Source organism: Mesorhizobium sp. WSM4806 (assembly GCF_055811635.1).
Genome location: NZ_JBVVQZ010000023.1, coordinates 123639 through 139621 on the forward strand (window position 1 = coordinate 123639; position 15983 = coordinate 139621).

The window sequence follows — 15983 nt, forward strand, 5'->3', positions numbered from 1 at the left end:
TAGTCCCATGAACGCAATCAAAATTCCGGAAGTCGTCGACCATCATCGCCGACGCCTGTTCGGCATCGCGGCCGCGACCGTGGCGTTGGCTCAGTTAGGAGCGGTCCGAACCTCCACTGCTCAGGGCGGGACGCAGACGACATTAGCCGGCGGGACACGATCGCGAAACTCATTCGCATCGCTGAAGCAGATCGAGGCTGGTCTGCTCACCGTCGGGTATGCCGAGGACGGCCCGGCGGATGGGCCACCCGTCATACTGCTGCACGGCTGGCCCTACGACATCTACAGCTATGTCGATGTCGCGCCGCTGCTTGCAGGAGCCGGCTATCGGGTCATCATGCCCTATCTGCGCGGCTACGGCACGACGCGGTTCCTGTCGGATGCCACTCTTCGCAACGGCCAGCAGGCTGCGCTGGCGGTCGATATCATCGACCTGATGGATGCCCTGGGCGTCGAAAAAGCGATCGTCGCCGGCTACGACTGGGGCGCGAGGACGGCAAATATCCTTGCCGCGCTCTGGCCGGAGCGCTGCAAGGCCATGGTTTCGGTCAGCGGCTATCTAATCGGCAGCCAGGCGGCCAACAAGGCGCCGCTACCGCCACAGGCCGAACTGCAATGGTGGTATCAGTTCTATTTCGCGACCGATCGTGGCCGTGCCGGCTATGCGCAATACACGGACGACTTCGCCAAACTGATCTGGCGGCTCGCCTCGCCGCGCTGGAACTTCGACGATGCGACCTTCGCCAGAAGCGCCGCTGCGTTCAAAAACCCCGACCACGTCGACATCGTCGTCCACAACTACCGTTGGCGGCTCGGCCTTGCTGAAGGCGAGCGCCGCTATGACGAACTGGAGGAAAAGCTTGCCAAGCGCCCGGAGATCGACGTGCCAACGATCACGCTGGAGGGCGACGCGAATGGTGCGCCACATCCCGATCCCGACGCCTATGCGAAGAAATTCTCCGGCAAGTACGAGCATCGGCTGATCACCGGCGGCATCGGGCATGACCTGCCGCAGGAGGCGCCTGATGCCTTCGCCACGGCCATCATCGATGTCGACAAGTTCTGAACGCGGACGGAGCGAGCGCATGAGACGCAATCTTGCAATTGCAGCCGTCATCGCCGTGTCGATCGCTTTCGCTATCGGCTGCGTTGAGATCGACAGCGTTCGAGCTAAGAACGCGGAAGCCTCGCCGATCTATGGCGTGACGATCCCGGTCGGTTACCGCAGCTGGCAACCAGGACCTGGCCACCTGGTCGCAGGCATGCGGTCTAGCCTGCGATCTTGATGAGCGCCCGCTCCATGGCTGCAAGGAAGATGTCGACATGCTCGGCCTGGCAAACGAGCGGCGGGCGCACTTTGAGCGAATCCTCGTTGGCCCCTGTCGTGCTGACAAGGACGCCGTCGTCGCGCAGTGCGTTCACGACATCCAGCGCCATTGCCCGCCGGCTTGCCGCCGGGGCACCCTCACGCCCGATGTCGATGCCAAAGAACAGACCGGCGTTTCGGATAGCGCGAACTCCATATGGCTGCTGTGCGATTTTCTCCAGCCCGGCTCGGAGGCGCTGGCTCATGGCAAGCGCTTTCTGGGGGATCTGGTCGCGCTGCAGGATCGCCAGCACGGCGTCGGCGGTCGCTATGCCAACCGTATTTCCGGCGAACGTGTTGGAGTAGCGAGCGGTTGCGCCAAATTGCTCCATCGGTGCTTTGCGACCAACGACCGCGCCAATTGGAAATCCGTTGCCCATCGGCTTGCCGAGGGTAGCGAGATCGGGAACGATCCCGTGCCGTTCAAAGCCCCACATATGAGCGCCGGTTCGCCCAAAACCCGGCTGAACCTCGTCGGCGATGACGAGACCACCTGCCTCCCGCACCGCCGCAACTCCGCCGGCGATGAAGCCGGGGGGATCGACCCATACGCCATCGCTGGAAAAAATACTGTCGATGAGCAGGGCCGCAACGCCGATGCCACGACGGTTCAGATCTACGATGGCCGCGCGTACTTGCGCCTCAAAAAAGTCCGCAGCCTGGGCTTCCGGCACACCCTCCGGCCCCGGCAGGGAAACCATGCGCACGAATGGGCTGAGCTTGACGGCGTCGCCCAGGTTCGGGGAAACCGCGGCGACAGCCGCGCTGGTGCCGTGATAGGCGTAGCTCGAGACGATCACGCCTTCATTGCCGCTCGCAAATCGCGCGATACGCAGGGCCAGATCGTTGGATTCACTTCCCGTGCAGGTAAAAACCACCCGGTCGAGCTCGCTTGGGAAAGTGTCGACCAGTCGCTCGGCATAGTCGACAAGTTTTGGCTCGAGATAGCGCGTGTTGGCGCTTATCCGGCCCGCCTGCTCAGCCATTGTGGCGTTTACTTCAGGGTGGCAATGGCCGAGCGACGGCACGTTGTTGTAGAAATCAAGATAGGCATGCCCGTCAGGGTCGTAGAGCCACATGCCTTCGCCGCGAACGAAGTGCACAGGCCGGCGGTACTGGAGCCGATAGGAGGCCCCAAGTACTTCGTCACGGCGAGCAATTAGCTCGGACTCGCGCCTCGGAAGGTCGGATTCGCCGGGCCTGTAGCGATTAGGCATGAGATCTGTGGACATGTGCTGCTGCCTATCTGAAAGAGTTACCTTGATCATTTCGCGGTTCGTCTTTGGGTTAGCGTGCCGGTCGAGGCAAACCGAAATGCGTTAGGGCTGAAACGACGACATTGCCGCCAGGACGGCCGCCTCGCCCGATGCGACACCAAGAGGCGCCAGGATGGACAGTCCGTGCTCGGCACGCGCGACATTCTTTTTGATGTACTGGGCATCGGCCGGAAAAAGGTGGGACCGCCAGTAGTTGACCAGGATCAATGCGCTTTGTCGCGCCCGCATCAGTCCGACGAGCAGTTTTGCTTCCAGTGCCGAAAGTGCAATGACAGAGGCATAGCCGGCAATCAGATGCTCGGCTCCACCCAAAGGAAGTGTCGAATCCCCTACGACGTGACTTGCTGCGATCGCCAGGTCCTGGATCCTGGGGCTCCAGCAGCCGTCGCCGAAATCGATGAAACCCATTCCCTGGCCGGTCACCATCATGTTGAATGGGCTGGGATCATTATGCGTTACCTGCCACGCCACATCAGAGAGTTGCGGCTCAACGAACTCCGCATACTCCGCCATCGCGACGCGTACGCTATTGGCAATGCTCCCGGATGGCAGGTAATGCTCCAGTTCCATCAACCTCGACCAGCAACCGACATGCCAAAGAACGGGACGGCGAGCCGCCGGCACACTGACCAGCTCAAGAGCCAGGTCTAGCCGGGCGAGAGCACTGCCGGTTCGAAAAAGCAGGTCGGGAGTTGGTGTCGCCTGGTGCAGCGGAATGCCCTCGATCCGGGTCTGCAAGTACCCGCATGTCCCCTCTTGCTCAAACATCAATGCGCCGCTGGTCGTGCGGAGCACTTCGGGTGCAACGAAGCCCGTGAACCCTTGCAATCCGGCCATGGCGGCGGTTTGAAAACGAAAGCTGTCGACCGCCTCCGCTGTTGCCGACGTCTTCAGGATCAACCGGCGGCCGTCCGGCAGGTTGACCTCAACGGTGCGCTCAACCTCGGAGGACAATGTCGCGATCGATCCCGTCAATCCGTAGTGGCGCTTCAGTAGTGCCGCCGACATGTCCGGTTCGGAAGCGCCCGGCCGCATCGCCAGGCTTGCAGCGGCAGCGCGAAAATAGGCTTCGGTTGAAGCTGCCGCGTTAGGCAGATGGTCGCATCCTGCCGTCATAGAGCCATTGAGCTGACCAGCTTCTTCATCGGGGACCAGATCACCATAAGCACCCAATTCGAAAGATCCTCGCCTGTTGAGACGGTTGTTCTTCATGCTTCGACAGATGGAGCGCTCCAGCGATGACGCCCCGCAGGTCTATTTCTCGCGGTATTTCAGACGGCGCCGCTGGCCGCCCTCGCAAAATGGGCGCAGTGCTCTGCGGGTCTCCGGCCTATCCTCGCCCTCAGAGTCCGAAAACGCCCGGTAGCTGCGTCACGTCACGGATTTCCGTATACTCGTAAAAGGGATTGGCCGGCTCGTGGCCGCGGTTGACCCAGACCTTGCTCTTGATCCCCAGATCATAGGCGGACATCAGGTCGTGGCGGAAAGACGAGGACACATGCGTGATGTCCTCCGGGCCGCAACCCAGCGTGTCGAACATGTACTCGAACGCCTTGAAGTGCGGCTTGTAGGCACCCGCCTCTTCAGCGGTCAAGATGGCATGAAACGGCGCACCGAGCTTTGCCACGTTCGACGGAATCTGGGCCACCATGGAGTTCGTCAGGGTGACCAACGGAATTTCCTTGGCCAGTTTGGCCAATCCCTCGGGCACGTCCGGATGCGGCCCCCAGGTGGGGATGCGGTTGTAGATCGTTTCGGCGTCTTCGGCACGGAATGCGACGCTGTTGCGGCGGCAGGTGCGTTCCAGTGCGTTGTGAACGACATCTGCATAAGGCTTCCAGTCCTGCAGCACCTCGTCGAGGCGGTAGCCCTGGAAGTTTTTGATGAATTCGTCCATGCGCGGCCCATCCAGAAGATGACCGAACAAATCCCTGGCGGCGTCCGCCATCTGGAAATTGATGAGCGTGCCGTGGCAATCAAAAGTCACGTATTTCGGCCGGAAGCGATCCATGTCCCTGGTTCCTGTCAATCTGCCCTATTGCCCGAGCATAATCGCAGGCGTTTGGCAGAATGTGCCGCAATGCGTGGTCATTCAGCAGAAGGCCCTCAGGTCGACCGCCAAACCAGCACGCCCTTTGGCAGTGCTGTCTCTTTCGCCCCGCCTGAGCCGATACGTGCGCAAAGGCGACCTATTTTCCTGGTTTAGCTGTTCTCAAGCACCTGCCGCTTGAACGATCTCTCGGACTCTGCGGTCAGCCAATCGCGCAATGCGGAGAGGCCGGTTGAAACAATGATCGACTTCGGATGGATCAGGCCGTAGTCCGTCCCGTCGCGATCAAAGCCGAGTGGTGCTTCCAATCGCCCATTCGCGACGTCATCCGTGGCAATCGCCTGGGGGGCAAGAGCAACGCCAAGACCACCCAGGGCCGCTTCTGTCATCAGGAAATGGTGATCCAGCAATCGGGTCGTTCGAGGACGCGGCGCATCCATGTGCGCGTCGAGCCACGCTTCCCAGGCATCCGGTCGCGTCCGTGATCCGAGCGCCACATAGTCGCCACTCTCGAACCGTTTGCGCAGGGATGGCAGCATGACCGGACCGACGCGCTCGGGCATCAGCCTGATGATGGTCCATTCCGGGTCGACCAGAAAATCGAGTCGGCGGATCGCAAGCGTCACCCGGTCACGCGCGAAGTCGAGCCCTCCGCCGCCGGTCGACAGATGCACCTCGACATCCGGATATCGATCCTGAAACCCAGACAGACGCGGGATCAGCCAGCGCATCGCCAGCGAGCGCTCGCAGGACAGGATGATCGGAATCGGCGTCGAGCTGGTTCTGATTTCTGCCAAGGCATCAGTGATTAAATGGAACGCCTTGCCGGTTGCCTCTGCCAGCTTCGCGCCATCGAAGGTCAGACGCACCCCTCGCCCGTCCGCTTCGAGCAAACGCAGACCAAGATCGGCGGAAAGTTTGGAGACGCGGCGGCTGACTGCACCATGCGTCAGAGCGAGTTCGGCGGCCGCAGCACGAACAGATCCCAGACGCGCCACTGTTTGGAAGGCACGCAGATCGTCCAAAGAAGGTACTTCAGATCGTTTCATTGGTGATTATTTATCACTGCTAATCGTCAGATCATATGGATAATCGTTGCCGATCGTTCTGCTATTATCACCGACATGAAACGGAACACATCTCTCCTGGTCGGGATAATCGCCGACGACCTGACCAGCGCTACCGACGGCGCGGCGGCCTTTCTCGCGAGAGGCTATGCACCTGTGATCAAGCGACAGGTCGACGGCGCGGAGAATGGAGCTATCACTTCTATCGATACCAACAGCCGCGCCTCCGACATCTGGCAGGCGACAAGGGCTATCGCCGACGCCGTGTCGGCCCTCTCGCATGCCCGCCTTCTGTTCAAAACGATCGATTCGACCCTACGCGGCCATATCCGCGTGGAAGTCGCCGCCGCCTTTCGCGCCAGCGGCCGGAGCAGGCTTGTCATCGCTCCAGCCTTTCCAGCAGCGGGGCGGCTCACCGTCGGCGGGATCCAGACGGTGAACGGCATTCCCGTGAGTCAAAGCGTCTACGGCCGTGATCCAGTCCATCCCGCAGGCACCTCGGACATTGCCGATCTGGTCGACCCGTCCCTGGGAAGACCGATCGTTATCGCCCCAGAAAATTCCGGCGATGCGGCGACGAACGCGTCCATTCTGATCCTCGACGCCGACAGCCAGGACATACTGAACCGACAGGTCGCCAGCATCCCCGATCCTGAGACTGTTCTTTGGGTGGGCTCTCCTGGTCTCGCCATCGCGCTGGCATTGCTGGTCCCTGCCGTGCCGGATGGACGCCCGGTAACCGACCAAACCGCCAGGCGGGTGGTGATCGTCGCAGGAAGCGCCAATCCGGTGACGCGCGTCCAATGCGAGACCTTGTGTGTACGAGGCGTTCCCGTCGTCGGCGACCTTGCCGACGCTCCCGGCGACGCCCGTGTGATTTGTCTTCGGGCACCGCTGCAACGGCAGGAGAATGCCAGCGCGGTGATGACGAACCTCGCCGGACAAGCAGCCGCAGCGGTCGCCCGGCGCGACTATGACGCGGTGATCGCCACCGGCGGCGAGACGATGGCGGCGATCCTCGACCGCCTCGGCATCAACCGGTTCCTTCTCACCCGCGAGTTGGAGCCCGGCTTTCCGGTTGGCCGCGCCGAACGGGCGGATGGAGAGCCGCTCACCATCGCCATGAAGGCGGGAGGCTTCGGCTCACCCTCTGCACTCCTTGATGCCGCCCGCGACCTGCTGGCAAACCGCTTTCACGAAAGGCTCTGATCGATGACCGCCCATGACGCTCCTCTCGCCGTGACCATGGGTGATCCCTCCGGCATCGGCCCCGAGATCATCGCAAAAATGTATCTCCGTCGACCGGACAAGCGACACTGGATCGTCGTCGGTGATCCGCTGGTGATGACCCACGCCCTTTGCGCACTCAATTCTGATGTGCGGATCCGGCCGATCGCCTCCGTCGATGAGACCGTGCTCGATGACGGAACCCTCAACGTGCTTTGCTCCTCGCAGCTTTCCGCCCTGCCACCGGTCAGGCAGGTTTCGGCCGTCAGTGGACGCGCGGCGTTCGACGCCATCGTTGTCGCGATCGGACTGGCGCGGGACGGTTGGGTGGGCGGCATCGTAACGGCGCCGATTCACAAGGAGGCCCTCGCATCAGCCGGTTTGCACTATCCCGGCCACACCGAAATCCTGGCCGATCATGGCGGGGCTCCCAAGGTCGCCATGATGCTGGCGAACGAGGACATTCGCACGGTCCTCGTCACCATCCATTGTTCGCTGTCCGAGGCGATCCGCAAAGGCGATTTCGCGGCGCAGATGGATGCCATCCGGTTGGCCGATGCCGGTGCGAAGGCGCTCGGCATCTCCCATCCGCGCGTCGCCGTAGCCGGCCTCAATCCGCATGCCGGCGAAGGCGGTCTCTTCGGAGACGAGGAAATCCGCATCATCCGGCCGGCGATCGAGGCGGCCCGTGCCGAAGGCATCGACGCCTCCGGCCCATGGCCAGGCGACACCGTGTTCATGCAGGCCCGCAAGGGCCGGTTCGACATCGTGGTCGCCCAGTATCACGACCAGGGTCTCATCCCGGTCAAATATATGGGCCTCGACCATGGCGTGAACGTCACGCTGGGCCTGCCATTCGTGCGCACCAGCCCCGATCACGGCACCGCCTTCGACATCGCGGGGTCCGGCGTTGCCGACCCCTCCAGCCTGGAGACCGCCTTCGACTACGCCCTTCGGCTGAAGGCTTCCCTCCCGAACCAGAAAGCCGACACCCCATGACCCAATTCGACTTCATCTTCATGCTGACACGCAACGACCGCACCGTGACCGACGCCGCCGTCCACGCCGAAACGGCGCTCGGGGCCGGAATCCGCCACATCGGCTTCAAGGACATCGGCCTGCCGCTCGCCGCGCTCGCCGCCCTCGCCCGCCAGATCCGCGAGGGCGGAGCCAGCACCTATCTCGAAGTCGTATCGCTCGACCGCGACAGCGAGATCCGCTCGGTCAAGGCGGCGATCGACCTCGGCGTCGACTATCTTCTCGGTGGCACCCATGCCGACGACGTGCTGCCGCTGCTGGAAGGGACGCCCATCCGCTACTATCCGTTTCCAGGTCGCATCGTCGGCCACCCGAGCATTTTGGAAGGATCGCAGGCCGAGATCGTCAAAAGCGCCGTCGCGCTCGCCAGCCATCCCGGTGTCGCCGATCTCGACCTTCTCGCCTACCGTTCGGCAGGCAATGCGCCGTCTCTGATCGACGCTGTGTGCCGGGCCGTGCCCAAGCCCGTTATCGTCGCGGGATCGGTGGACCGGCCGGATCAGATCAACACCATTCGCAACAGTGGCGCAGCGGGATTTACCGTCGGCACCTCCGCGATGGACGGCCGGTTCCCGGCGGAGGGTCCCGCACTGGAATTCCAGCTGCGGGCGATTTCGGCGTGCCTCGAAGGACATCAAGAGAGCGTGGGAGGTTAGTCCTGGTCAAAATAGTCACAAATTGAACCCAGCACGGCGGAGCTTCGAACAATCGAGGAAGCTCCAGACCAGAGTTCTCTGCCACTCCATTCGATCGCATAGACAAACGCCCTGTCGACGCACCTGCCCGCGCGCCGTCGCAACATCGAGGTCTTTGATGCCACGCCCGATCGTCGAACGGGCCAGACCGGTGATCTCAGACACCACCGCAAGCCCACAACCCGCAGCACGAGCCTCACTCGCAGCGAATACCCGGCGGCCACGCTCGTCCGCTTCGAGCGGTCCGCCTCCACCGCTGCTCGATTCCGCGTCGGTCGATCATGCCCGATCGGTAACCCACAAAGCGACCGAATAGAATCGCAACCTGATGAGTCAAACCGACGCAGACGTCACCAAATCCGATTCAGTCATCAATCGACATGTTCTAACTGATTAGCGATCCGCTCAGCCTACAGGCGTAGACGGCAGCTGCGCCCTCTGCGCCCTGCAAAAATGTCGCCTAGAAATAGCCGAGGATGGATTTGACCTCGAGATACTCCGACATGCCTTCGATGCCATATTCGCGTCCGTTTCCGGACTGCTTGAAACCGCCAAACGGGGCGTGCGGATCCCAGGCCGGGTAGTTGAGATGAACCTGACCGGCGCGGATCCGCGAGGCGACGTCCCTGACGGCGCCCATATCCGCGCCCTGCACATGGGCGCCCAGGCCGTAGACCGTATCGTTGGCGATAGTGACGGCCTCCTCGACTGTGTCGTAGGGGATGATGCACAGAACTGGCCCAAAAACCTCTTCCTGGGCAATGCGCATGCCTGTGCGCACGTCGGAAAAGATGGTCGGCTTGACATAGAACCCGACGCTCAGATCGTTCGCGCGACCCGACCCGCCGGTGAGGAGCCTGGCGCCCTCCGAAATGCCGATGCCGATCATGGTTTGGATGCGGTCGAACTGGGAACGGTTGGCGATTGCACCATGAGTGGTGGCTTCTGAAAGCGGATCGCCGACGATGATCTGGGCTGCGGCCCTCTTGGCGACCGCCTCGATCTCGGACAGCCGCTCGCGCGGCACGATCATACGCGTCGGCGCGCTGCATGACTGGCCGAGATTGCGGAAGGCGGCGGCTATGCCCAGCGAAACGGCACGATCGAGGTCGGCGTCGGGCAGAATCACATTCGGCGACTTGCCGCCGAGCTCCTGTCCGACGCGCTTGACCGTCGGCGCGGCGGCCTGGGCCACCGCGATGCCGGCACGGGTGGAGCCGGTGATGGAGATCATGTCGACATCCGTGTGGGAGGCGAGACCCATGCCCACGCCTGGGCCGTCACCATTGACGAGGTTGAAGACACCGGCAGGGAAGCCGGCTTCCTCAATCGCCTCGGCGAACAGCAGGGCGTCCAAAGGAGAGAGTTCGCTTGGCTTCAGCACGACCGTGCAGCCTGCGGCGAGCGCCGGCGCAACCTTGGCGGTGATCTGGTAGAGCGGCCAGTTCCAGGGCGTGATCAGGGCGCAGACACCGATCGGTTCGTGGGTGACGGCGGTGTGGCCGCGCTGCACGACGAAGGGGAAGGTTTTCAGGACATCGCGAGCGACTTGCACATGGGCGATCGCGAGCGGCACCTGCGCGGTGCGCGCATATCCGATCGCCGCGCCCATTTCGAGGCTCAAGCATTGCGCAAGCAGTTCATTGCGCGCTTCGAGCAGCGCCTGCAGGCGATCAAGCAGACCCGCGCGGTATTCCGGCCTGGTACGGCTCCAGGTGGCGAACGCCCGGCGGGCCGCTGCAACGGCCGCGTCGACGTCAGCGCTGGTTCCGAGCGGAAACCGGGCCACGATCTCTTCGGTGGCGGGATTCACGACGACGCTCTGGGCGGTGCCTCTCGGCTCGACCCATTGACCGTCGATGAAGAACTTGTCGAGGCGGCCGTTGCGGGACAGGTGTTCGAGGGGCGAAATCATGTGACAAGGTCCTTCATGCGGTAATAGGCGCCGAGGATCGGCAGGAACCAGGGACGCCCAAAGTATCCAGGGATCGCCGGTCAGTCGAAATCCTTCCAGGGGTTCAGGTCGGGGCGCCCGTCCATGACATCGGCCATGATGCTGCCCATCAGCGTCGACATATGGGTGCCGTGGCCGCTATAGCCCATGGAGTAGTAGATTCCGTTGCGCTCCCCGGCGCGCGGCAGGCGGTCGCGGGTCATGTCGACCATGCCGCCCCAGCAGTAATCGATGCGGATGTCGGCCAGTTCCGGATAGACCTCGACCATCGCCGCTTTCAGGATCCGGCCGCTCTTCTCGTCGGACTGCGGGTTGGATACTGCAAACCGGGCCCGCCCGCCGAACAGCATGCGATTGTCCGGCGTCAGCCGCCAGTAGACGACGAGATTGCGCGTGTCGACGACATTGCGTCGGGTCGGCATGAGGCGCTCGAGTTGCGAAGGCGACAGCGGTTCCGTCACGACCAGGAAGGCGCCGACCGGCACGATGCGGCGGCGGATCCATCCGAGCGGACCGACCTGGGAAATGCCGCTCGCCAGCAGGACCTGACGCGCGACGATCTTGCCTCGCGGGGTCTCGACCTCATGCCCGTCGGCGACCTTGCGCAGAGCCATGACGGGGGCGTTTTCATAGACCTCTGCGCCCCGCCGTGCGGCGGCGGTCGCCAGGCCCCGGACGAAACGGCCGACATGCATGCTGGCGCTCTTGGGAAACAGCAGCCCGCCATGGTAGCGGCTGGTGCCGACTTCAGTTCGCAGGTCGGCGCGCGCGATCATCCTCGTCCCGGGATCGACATTTGCCGCCAAGAGTTCCTGGCTGCGCGCCAGCATGTCGTAGTGCTCAGGCTTGGCGGCAAGCTTGAGCTTGCCGACCCGGGAGAAGCTGCAGTCGATCTTTTCTTCCTGCACCAACCGCTCGACCATATCGACGCCGGCGTCGAAAGCCTTGTAGAGGGCGTTTGCGGCCGGCTTGCCGTGCTTGCCGGCCATGATTGCATAGTTCTGGGCAAAACCGTTGTTGCACATCCCGCCATTGCGGCCGGAAGCGGCGTTGCCGATCGTTTCGGCCTCCAACAGTGCAACCCGGGCGCCCTTTTTGGCGAGGGCAAGCGCCGCGGAGGATCCGGTCAGGCCGCCGCCCACAACCGCCACATCGTAGTGGCCTTCGAGCGGTTTGGACGCGCCCTCATTGAACGGCTGAGAGGTATCCAGCCAATAAGATGTAAACTTCATGATTGCACCACCAGTGCGTCAGTTTGCACGGGCGCCATGCAAAGCGTTGCGATTGCAGCCCCTACCATCCGCGGATCCGCTCCCAACGGGCTTCGATCCGGGGACTGTCCCCGTTGACGACGCTGTAGAAGTGGTGCTGGGCGGCCATCGCGCAGGCATGGTTGGGCAGAATCCGGACCCGAGCCCCGAGCGGCAAATCGGGCATGGACTTTCCAGAACCGGCACGAATGGCGAGGATACCGTGTTCCTGGCTGGCCTGCGCCACGATCACATCTTCAAGCACCCGCCCCTTTTCATCGCAGACGACACCGTAACCCTGGTCGACCTGCTGGTTTGCGGTTCCGCGGTCGCGCGAAAGCGCCATCCAGCCCGCGTCGACCAGCACCCATCCTTTTTCCGGCTTGGACCCGATCACCGTGGCCAACACGGAAATCGCGATATCGTCGAGACGGCAGACCCCTACCCCGTGCTGGACGAGATCGAAGAACATGTAGACCCCGGCGCGCAGCTCCGTGACGCCTTCGAGGTTCTCGGCGAAGTGCGCCGTCGGCGTCGAGCCGAGGCTGACGATCGGGCAGGCATGGCCGTTGGCGCGCAAAGTTTCGGCGGCGCCCACGGTGGCCGAACGCTCGTCCTCGGCTGCCTTGACCAGTGCATCAGGAGTGTTCAAGCCATAGGACTCGCCGGCATGGGCGAGGACGCCGACCAGGTTGGCGCCAGCTGCGACGATCCTGTCGGCCACCTCGAGCAGCTTGGGATCGTCCGGCTTCAATCCGCCGCGATGGTCGTCGCAGTCCAGTTCGATGAAGACGGACGGCATCATACCGGTGGCTTCGCGTACACCGGCCAGGGCGTCGGCCTGCTCCACGGAATCGAGCAGCAGTTTCACATCAGCGCCGGTGCGGCGACAAAGTTCCATGGCGCGGACGGCCGACGCCGGCGACATGCCGACTGCATAGGTGATGTCGCGAAAGCCGTGGCCGGCGAAATACTCCGCCTCGGCGATGGTCGAGACGGTGATCGGGCCGGGTTCGCCGGGGAACACATGTCGGGCGACGTCGATGCTTTTGGCCGTCTTCATATGCGGGCGCAGCACTACGCCAAGCTCTCTGGCATGCTCGGCCAGACGCTGGATGTTGCGCTCGATCCGCCCCCGGTCCAGAAGCAGCGACGGGGTGATGAGGGCATCGATCGTTTGTGCCGCCTCACGGATATTTACATTCGTATCCATCGCTACCCTACCTCATTCCTTAACCGAACGACTGATTTGCCAAGGCATACATGCGGGCCGTCCCGTCGCAGACCGGCCGTCGCCCCTTGACCATCGCGATCACATCCCCGACACGCGCGAGGCCCAGGCTCTCCAGCCAGTCGCCCAATACGTGTTCGGCATAGACGTCGATGCGCACGAATTGGCCGTGAAGCGTCGCAAGCTGCGCCAGGATCAGGAGCCGCGCGTCCTGGGCGCTTTCGGCTGCAACAGGGCCGACCACGTAGCCGCGGCCGAACCGCCTGGCGATGGCGTAGCCTGCAATACGCCCCGCGCGTTCGATGACCGAAACATTGCCAGCATCAGCGAGCGCAGCCATCATCGACGGCCGGGGCATGCCTGTCGCCCGCTCGTCAAAAGCCTGGATCGCCGCGAGGTCGGAGACCGTCGCCTGACGGATGTCGTCGCGCGCACCCTGCGTCACGGCAACGGTCAGCGGGCCCTGGTGCTGAATCACCGTGCCCCAGGCATTGAAGCCGCGTCGTTTGTAGAGCGCGAGCCCCTCTTCCGTCGAATTGAGCAGCACGTTGCGCCCGTCCGTTTCCTGAAGCAACCCGTCAAAAAGCCGGGAGCCGTTGCCGCCGCCTTGCGCGGAGCCAGTGACTATGATCATCCCGGCAGTCGCATAGGCCTGTCCGTAATTCCAGGACATGGCAGTGCCGATCACCTGTCCTGCCCGCTCGAGGACCAGGCCATTGCCGACCTTCACGGCAAATTCCCAGTCCTCCTGGCGATAAGGCCAGCCCATCTCCTGCGACACCTTCAGCGCGCCCGGCACATGGCGGGTCTCGAATTTCATCAGCTCGGTCGGGGCGCTGACGCTATCCCTGTCATGATCAACGGCCATAGGTGCAACGCTGTCGCTTGATCCAAAGTCACATTTGTAGTCGGACCTTAGAGTGGCGACCGGCGGGCAGATTTCGCTGCTGTTATGCCCCTTCAATTCAGCGGGATCATTCGTTTTGAGCCGTCCGTCGGCATGCCATATGGCGCAAATCGGGCGAGGAACGCGGCAAGACCACTCGGGCGTCGTCAGGCGAGGTGCAATGCAGACCTCAGCGGCATCTTTCGGTCGCAGCCTGCCACTCGCCTGACCAACCTCAATGCAATTTGAGACGCGGACGGACAACCCGGTTGACATGGCCGACCAGGATAAGAGCCAGGCCCTTGATCCAGCCATGTATGGCCACCAGGTGCATGCGGTACAAAGACACGTAGATCATCCTGGCCAGCCGCCCTTCGATCGCCATCCGCCCTCCGACGAGATTTCCCATCAAGCTGCCGACGGTGGAAAACCGGCTCAACGACACGAGCGAGCCCTTGTCCCGATAGACAAATGCTTCCGGCGTTTCCCAGGCAATCAAGTGAAGAATGTTGCGATAAGCGGTCGATGCCATCTGGTGGGCGGCCTGAGCGCGTGGCGGCACCGGGCCGCCCGCCCCTTCCGGCTTGAAAAAGCAGCAATCGCCGATAGCGAAGATGCGCTCGTCCCGGCTCGTTTGGAGGGTGGGAAGGACGACAAGTTGCCTGCTGCGCGCCACCTCAAGTCCGTCGAGCTCTCCCAGAATATTTGCCCCCTGCACTCCTGCAGCCCAGACGCAAATATTGGCGTGTATCTGCTCCCCGGTAGCACACCGCAGTCCCTGTTCCGTTGCTTCGGATACAGCCGTGTTTGCGAGCACCCGGACGCCGAGGGCCTCAAGTTCCTGATGCGCGGCCTTTGCTAAAGCTTCTGGGAGAGCCGGAAGAATCCGCGGCCCGGCCTCTATCAAAGTGACCCTCAGCCGGGTCTCGTCGAAGACTTCCAGGCCATAATGTCTGAGAGATGATGCAGCATTGTAGAGTTCAGCAGCGAGTTCGACGCCTGTCGCGCCGCCACCTACGATAGCTATATCAACAAAGGCGTCGTCGGTTGAATCAGCTGACATTGTCCTGGAAACTCGAAGACAATGATTCAACAACTTCAATCGAAAGCGATCCGCTTGGTGACGGTCTTCGAGGAAAAGGCAATGATCCTTGACTCCGGGAGTGCCGAAGTCGTTTGAAACCGACCCGATTGCGATAACGAGGTAGTCGTATCGGAGCCGATGTCGACCGACCAGTTCCGACCCGTCATCGTCGAATATCGGCGCCACTGTGACCTGCCGCGCGGTGCGATCGATGGCCTCCAGCGACCCGTAGAAGAAGCGGTAGCCCCAACGGTGCCCGTGGCCGCGGTAGCCCACTTCGTCAAGATTTGCGTCGAGTGATCCGGCCGCAACCTCATGGAGCAGCGGCTTCCAGACATGGGTGTGGTTCCGCTCGACAAGAATGATATCGAAATCCTTGCGGCCGAGACGTGCTCCGAGCCGGCGCACGAGTCCAAGACCTCCAGCCCCACCGCCAACGACGACAATTTGGGTCTTCATTCGTGCTTGCCCGGTCCGTAGCGGAATGCTTCTCGACATGACCAACCGCCTGTCAACGGCTGGTGCGCCGGATGGCAATCAAGTCCTGGATTCGATAGCCCTGAATGATAAAGAAGCGTCATCATCGCCCTCACGAACTCAAAAATCGCGCTATTCCCGGGCGTTCACGCCGCGAATGGCGAGCCCTGTAGTCCAGCCCCAAGGCCGCCCTCACCAATCCATGACAACCTTGCCGGAATTGCCGCTCTTCATCGCCTCGAAGCCGGAAATATAGTCGTCCACGCCGATGCGGTGGGTGATCAGGCCGCCGACATCGAGCGGACCCTGCACCAGCGCGATCATCTTGTACCAGGTCTCGAACATTTCGCGGCCATAGATGCCCTTGAGATGCAGCATCTT

At 62.5% G+C, this 15983-nt stretch carries 13 protein-coding genes and 3 pseudogenes; 5 read left to right on the forward strand and 11 right to left on the reverse strand.

What is annotated here, in order from left to right; all coding sequences use genetic code 11:
- The first annotated feature begins 22 nt into the window (after positions 1 to 22).
- Positions 23 to 1066 carry an alpha/beta fold hydrolase gene (locus AC0L2M_RS29315; protein WP_287260415.1) on the forward strand — a complete coding sequence of 348 codons (1044 nt, stop codon included), beginning with the start codon at positions 23 to 25 and terminating at the stop codon, positions 1064 to 1066.
- Positions 1067 to 1085: 19 nt separating this feature from the next.
- Complete coding sequence (locus tag AC0L2M_RS29320; RefSeq protein ID WP_473536575.1) at positions 1086 to 1286, forward strand: hypothetical protein; 201 nt, start codon at positions 1086 to 1088, stop codon at positions 1284 to 1286.
- Here the strand turns inward: AC0L2M_RS29320 and AC0L2M_RS29325 are convergent.
- From AC0L2M_RS29325 to AC0L2M_RS29340, 4 genes are all read right to left on the reverse strand, one after another.
- On the reverse strand, positions 1270 to 2598 hold the full coding sequence (locus tag AC0L2M_RS29325; protein WP_473536597.1) for an aspartate aminotransferase family protein: 1329 nt from the start codon (positions 2596 to 2598) through the stop codon (positions 1270 to 1272). The two genes, AC0L2M_RS29320 and AC0L2M_RS29325, sit on opposite strands and share 17 nt — an antisense overlap.
- Positions 2599 to 2685: 87 nt before the next feature.
- Entirely contained in the window at positions 2686 to 3855 is a 1170-nt protein-coding gene (locus tag AC0L2M_RS29330) for a phosphotransferase enzyme family protein (RefSeq protein WP_473536576.1), read from the reverse strand.
- 130 nt (positions 3856 to 3985) lie between these two features.
- Positions 3986 to 4654 carry a haloacid dehalogenase type II gene (locus tag AC0L2M_RS29335; RefSeq protein ID WP_473536577.1) on the reverse strand — a complete coding sequence of 223 codons (669 nt, stop codon included), beginning with the start codon at positions 4652 to 4654 and terminating at the stop codon, positions 3986 to 3988.
- A gap of 191 nt (positions 4655 to 4845) precedes the next feature.
- Positions 4846 to 5742 carry a LysR family transcriptional regulator gene (locus tag AC0L2M_RS29340; RefSeq protein WP_473536578.1) on the reverse strand — a complete coding sequence of 299 codons (897 nt, stop codon included), beginning with the start codon at positions 5740 to 5742 and terminating at the stop codon, positions 4846 to 4848.
- Between the two features lie 75 nt (positions 5743 to 5817).
- Between AC0L2M_RS29340 and AC0L2M_RS29345 the strand changes: the two genes are divergently transcribed.
- From AC0L2M_RS29345 to AC0L2M_RS29355, 3 genes are read left to right on the forward strand one after another with little or no spacing between them, the layout of a single operon-like run.
- On the forward strand, positions 5818 to 6969 hold the full coding sequence (locus AC0L2M_RS29345; RefSeq protein ID WP_473536580.1) for a four-carbon acid sugar kinase family protein: 1152 nt from the start codon (positions 5818 to 5820) through the stop codon (positions 6967 to 6969).
- Positions 6970 to 6972: 3 nt separating this feature from the next.
- Positions 6973 to 7986: a 4-hydroxythreonine-4-phosphate dehydrogenase PdxA gene (pdxA, locus tag AC0L2M_RS29350; protein ID WP_473536581.1), complete on the forward strand. Its 1014-nt coding sequence runs from the start codon at positions 6973 to 6975 to the stop codon at positions 7984 to 7986.
- Positions 7983 to 8681: a 4-hydroxythreonine-4-phosphate dehydrogenase gene (locus AC0L2M_RS29355; RefSeq protein ID WP_473536582.1), complete on the forward strand. Its 699-nt coding sequence runs from the start codon at positions 7983 to 7985 to the stop codon at positions 8679 to 8681. The genes pdxA and AC0L2M_RS29355 overlap by 4 nt, the downstream gene beginning before the upstream one ends.
- 108 nt (positions 8682 to 8789) lie before the next feature.
- Here AC0L2M_RS29355 and AC0L2M_RS29360 read toward each other — a convergent pair.
- From AC0L2M_RS29360 to tdh, 7 genes and pseudogenes are all read right to left on the reverse strand, one after another.
- A pseudogene (locus tag AC0L2M_RS29360) lies at positions 8790 to 9003 on the reverse strand (ISAzo13 family transposase); the annotation flags it as partial.
- A 177-nt stretch (positions 9004 to 9180) separates the two neighbouring features.
- Complete coding sequence (locus tag AC0L2M_RS29365; protein ID WP_473536583.1) at positions 9181 to 10635, reverse strand: aldehyde dehydrogenase family protein; 1455 nt, start codon at positions 10633 to 10635, stop codon at positions 9181 to 9183.
- Positions 10632 to 11906, reverse strand: a pseudogene (locus AC0L2M_RS29370) (NAD(P)/FAD-dependent oxidoreductase). Before AC0L2M_RS29370 ends, AC0L2M_RS29365 begins: the two are co-directional and overlap by 4 nt.
- A gap of 61 nt (positions 11907 to 11967) precedes the next feature.
- Positions 11968 to 13137, reverse strand: a complete 1170-nt coding sequence (locus AC0L2M_RS29375; RefSeq protein ID WP_473536584.1) for an alanine racemase — start codon at positions 13135 to 13137, stop codon at positions 11968 to 11970.
- Positions 13138 to 13156: 19 nt separating this feature from the next.
- On the reverse strand, positions 13157 to 13975 hold the full coding sequence (locus AC0L2M_RS29380; RefSeq protein WP_473536586.1) for a GNAT family N-acetyltransferase: 819 nt from the start codon (positions 13973 to 13975) through the stop codon (positions 13157 to 13159).
- A 301-nt stretch (positions 13976 to 14276) separates the two neighbouring features.
- Positions 14277 to 15584 (reverse strand): NAD(P)/FAD-dependent oxidoreductase, encoded by a 1308-nt coding sequence (locus AC0L2M_RS29385; RefSeq protein WP_473536587.1) that lies wholly within the window; start codon positions 15582 to 15584, stop codon positions 14277 to 14279.
- A gap of 210 nt (positions 15585 to 15794) precedes the next feature.
- A pseudogene (gene tdh, locus AC0L2M_RS29390) lies at positions 15795 to 15983 on the reverse strand (L-threonine 3-dehydrogenase); the annotation flags it as partial.

Bases quoted from the DNA above. Each gene is read 5' to 3' on its own strand.
- AC0L2M_RS29320 (WP_473536575.1), top strand. From the start codon at position 1,086: ATGAGACGCAATCTTGCAATTGCAGCCGTCATCGCCGTGTCGATCGCT.
- AC0L2M_RS29325 (WP_473536597.1), bottom strand. From the start codon at position 2,598: ATGTCCACAGATCTCATGCCTAATCGCTACAGGCCCGGCGAATCCGAC.
- AC0L2M_RS29330 (WP_473536576.1), bottom strand. From the start codon at position 3,855: ATGAAGAACAACCGTCTCAACAGGCGAGGATCTTTCGAATTGGGTGCT.
- AC0L2M_RS29335 (WP_473536577.1), bottom strand. From the start codon at position 4,654: ATGGATCGCTTCCGGCCGAAATACGTGACTTTTGATTGCCACGGCACG.
- AC0L2M_RS29340 (WP_473536578.1), bottom strand. From the start codon at position 5,742: ATGAAACGATCTGAAGTACCTTCTTTGGACGATCTGCGTGCCTTCCAA.
- AC0L2M_RS29345 (WP_473536580.1), top strand. From the start codon at position 5,818: ATGAAACGGAACACATCTCTCCTGGTCGGGATAATCGCCGACGACCTG.
- pdxA (WP_473536581.1), top strand. From the start codon at position 6,973: ATGACCGCCCATGACGCTCCTCTCGCCGTGACCATGGGTGATCCCTCC.
- AC0L2M_RS29355 (WP_473536582.1), top strand. From the start codon at position 7,983: ATGACCCAATTCGACTTCATCTTCATGCTGACACGCAACGACCGCACC.
- AC0L2M_RS29365 (WP_473536583.1), bottom strand. From the start codon at position 10,635: ATGATTTCGCCCCTCGAACACCTGTCCCGCAACGGCCGCCTCGACAAG.
- AC0L2M_RS29375 (WP_473536584.1), bottom strand. From the start codon at position 13,137: ATGGATACGAATGTAAATATCCGTGAGGCGGCACAAACGATCGATGCC.
- AC0L2M_RS29380 (WP_473536586.1), bottom strand. From the start codon at position 13,975: ATGAAATTCGAGACCCGCCATGTGCCGGGCGCGCTGAAGGTGTCGCAG.
- AC0L2M_RS29385 (WP_473536587.1), bottom strand. From the start codon at position 15,584: ATGAAGACCCAAATTGTCGTCGTTGGCGGTGGGGCTGGAGGTCTTGGA.